General features: G+C 71.5%; 4 protein-coding genes. 1 reads left to right on the top strand and 3 read right to left on the bottom strand.

What is annotated here, in order from left to right:
• Position 1 precedes the first annotated feature (1 nt).
• Positions 2-901, top strand: coding sequence for a cyclase family protein (locus AB8Z36_RS34785; protein ID WP_369217378.1), 900 nt, complete (start codon positions 2-4; stop codon positions 899-901).
• 364 nt (positions 902-1265) lie between these two features.
• On the opposite strand, the gene AB8Z36_RS34780 is transcribed toward AB8Z36_RS34785, so the two are convergent.
• The 3 genes from AB8Z36_RS34780 to AB8Z36_RS34770 form a co-directional block, all read right to left on the bottom strand.
• On the bottom strand, positions 1266-1748 hold the full coding sequence (locus AB8Z36_RS34780; protein WP_369217377.1) for an ATP-binding protein: 483 nt from the start codon (positions 1746-1748) through the stop codon (positions 1266-1268).
• A gap of 388 nt (positions 1749-2136) precedes the next feature.
• Complete coding sequence (locus tag AB8Z36_RS34775) at positions 2137-2991, bottom strand: acyl-CoA dehydrogenase family protein (RefSeq protein ID WP_369217376.1); 855 nt, start codon at positions 2989-2991, stop codon at positions 2137-2139.
• A gap of 7 nt (positions 2992-2998) precedes the next feature.
• Positions 2999-3112: acyl-CoA dehydrogenase family protein (locus AB8Z36_RS34770; RefSeq protein ID WP_369217379.1), on the bottom strand; the 114-nt coding region annotated here is incomplete at its 5' end.

Here is a 3112-nt window from a genome sequence, read left to right as displayed (position 1 = left end):
CATCGCCGAACGCGTCAACAACTGGGGGCGWTGGGGAGCCGACGACGAGATCGGCACGCTCAACCTCGTCACCGACGGGGTCGTCCGCGCGGCCGCCGCSGAGGTCCGCTCGGGCCGCCGCGTCCCGCTCGCGCTCCCCCTCAAGGAGGACGGCGTCCAGACGGGACTGATCCCGGGCCGCGCCAACCCGCTGCACACCATGGTGCAGATCAACCAGGAGATCTTCGGCCCCGGCACGGTCGCGACCAGCGACGACGCGGTGACGATGGGACTTCAGACGGCCACCCACTGGGACGCGCTCACCCATGTGTCGCACTCCGGGAAGATCTACAACGGCCGCCCGGCGGACACCATCACCGCACACGGCCGGTCCCGCTTCAGCGGGATAGACAAGGTGCCCCACGTCGTCTCGCGCGGGGTCCTGCTGGACGTGGCCCGCGCCAAGGGCCTCGAACGGCTGCCCGGGGACCACGCGGTCACCCCACAAGACCTGGACGAGGCGGCGGAGTTCGGGCGTGTCGAGGTCCGCCCCGGCGACATCGTCCTCGTCCGCACGGGCCAGCTCCAGGTCTATCTCGCGGGCGACAAGCACGCGTACGGCTACCCCTCGCCCGGCCTGTCGGTGCGTACGCCCGAGTGGTTCCACGCGCGCGACGTGGCGGCGGTCGCCAACGACACGCTCACCTTCGAGATCTTCCCGCCGGAGATCGAGAACCTGTGGCTGCCCGTGCACGCGCTCGACCTGGTGGAGATGGGGATGATCCAGGGGCAGAACTGGAATCTCGAAAAGTTGTCCACAGCCTGTGCAGAACAATCGCGGTACGCCTTCCTGCTGTCCGCGATGCCCGAGCCGTTCGTCGGCGGCACGGGGACGCCCGTGGCTCCCGTGGCGGTGCTGTAGGCGAACGGACGGCGGCGGGGGCGGCGTGAACGGCGGCGCGAGGCCCCGCCCCCCGAGCGCGGTGCCGCACGCCGCCATCCGGCTCGGCGCTTGGTACTCACCCTCGCGCGCGAGGGGACCGACGCCGACTGCGCGACCCGCGTCTCGTCAAGGACTGCCGTGCCCGGCGCCCTCGTCGTCCCCTCGCGGCGAATCGCTGTCCACAAGCGTGATCAATCGGACACGATGCGTCAATACCCACTGGGCGACAAGGGAATTATGCCTGCTTTGCCCCACCCGCGCACGAGCGCGCGCATCGCGTCACCCGACGGCGCACGCGGCGCAGGGCCAGGACGACCGCGTACGCCCGCCGTTCGCTACGGGTTCAGACGGCCTCGTACGCCGCGTCGACGTCGGTGTCGCCGTAGGACACCCCGTCGAAGGCGACGGCGGGGACGTCCGGGTCGCACCGGTCCACCTCGCACCAGATGCTCTTGCCCGCACCCTCGGGCTGCCAGCCCCAGCGGTCGGCGAGTCCGCTGACCAGTTCGAGGCCGCGGCCGTTGGTGTCGTCGCCGTCGGCGTGGCGCTGCTTGGGCGGCCTCGCGCTGGTGTCCGCCACCTCGACGCGCACCGTCCGCGGCGCGTCCTCGGGGACGCCGGGGAGCAGCATGCGCAGGACCGCCGGGCAGCCCGTGTGCACCACGGCGTTGGTGACCAGTTCCGAGATCAGCAGGATCAGCGTCTCGGCCACCGGTTCGTCGGCTTCTATCCCTGAACCCGCGAGCCGTGAACGGGCCCAGCGCCTGGCCCGTCCCACCTCCGCGGGGTCAGCCCCGACCTCCAGCTGAACATGAAGCACCTGCACCGCTCACACCATCCGAACCGGCGGACACATCGCCTCGCGACTCCACGGGGTCACGGAGCGTGATCCCCATCGGAGACAGCATGATTGACGTTCAGTCACCCCAACAAGCGCTTCGGGCATATTCAAGCGCGAAGGAGTACGCGTGCTGCATACTGTGCGACGCGTACCGCGGGGAGTCGAACAGGCGGGCCTGGGACCCCGGCCTGCGTGGCGAGCGGCGCGCATCGCCGGACCCGGAGCCGCCTCAGGGGCAGCACCGGGATGGCTCAGCCTCAGAACCACTCGCATCTGACACAAGGTACCCGAGCCGGACACCGACTCCATGCCGTGACGAGTCACGCGTAGGACACAACCCGATATCAACGCTCCGTAGCGTCACCGTCCGTTGTCAGAGAGCTTCGGCAAGCGCTTCCTCGGCATGGGCCGCCGTCCGCCCGAGCTCGGCACGGAGCCAGGCCCGCTTGAGGTGCAGATGCACCTCGGACTCCCAGGTGAAGCCCATGCCGCCGTGCACTTGCAGGCAGTCCCGCGCGTTGCGCGTGGCCGCGTCGTCGGACAGGAGTTTGGCCCCGGCGATCTCCCGTTCGTCCCCGGTCACGGCCGCCGCGTACACCGCGGCACGGGCGAGTTCGGTGCGGACGAGCATGTGTGCGCAGAGGTGCTGCACGGCCTGGAACGATCCGATGGGACGTCCGAATTGTTCGCGTTCGCGGGCATATCGCACGGCCAGTTCGCACGTCCGTCCAGCGCTGCCCAGTTGTTCGGCGGCGGTCAGGAGCACCGCTCCGGCGGGCGCCCGCGTCCCCGGGCCCGGCACCCGGTGCAGGGGCGTCAGCGGGTCCACGGACCGCAGCGGCACGGCTCCGGCGGCGTCCCCGCGTACGGCGTCGGCCTCGTCGAGCCACGGCACGAGCACCCCGTCGACGGCGGTCACCACCACCGTCCCCTCGGCGGCGCCCGGCACCTCCCCGGCCGCGAGGAACGAGGCCACGGCGGGGCCCGGCAGCAGCACCCGCCCCGCCTCCTCGAAGGCGAGTGCGGCCTCCGGGAGCCCGAGGCCGGCCCCGCCGCGGGCCTCGTCGAGCGCGAGGGAGAAGAACCCCGTGTCGCCGAGCGTCCGCCACAGGTCCCGGTCGACGCGGCCGGGGTCCTCCAGGGCGTCCCGCAGGGCGAACCGCCCGGCCAGCACCTCGCGCACACCTCTGCGCAACGCCGTCTGGTCTTCCGTGAGTTGGAAGTCCACGCCCGCCTCACCGCCCCTTCGGCAGGCCGAGGATGCGCTCGGCCACAATGTTCCGCTGGATCTGCGAGGTGCCCGCGGCGATGGTGTACGAGAGCGCGGAGAGCCGGTCCTGGGTCCACTC

It is taken from the genome of Streptomyces flavofungini (genome assembly GCF_041028215.1).
Classification (GTDB): Bacteria; Actinomycetota; Actinomycetes; order Streptomycetales; family Streptomycetaceae; genus Streptomyces; species Streptomyces flavofungini_B.
This window is presented reverse-complemented; position numbering and strand designations above follow the sequence as displayed.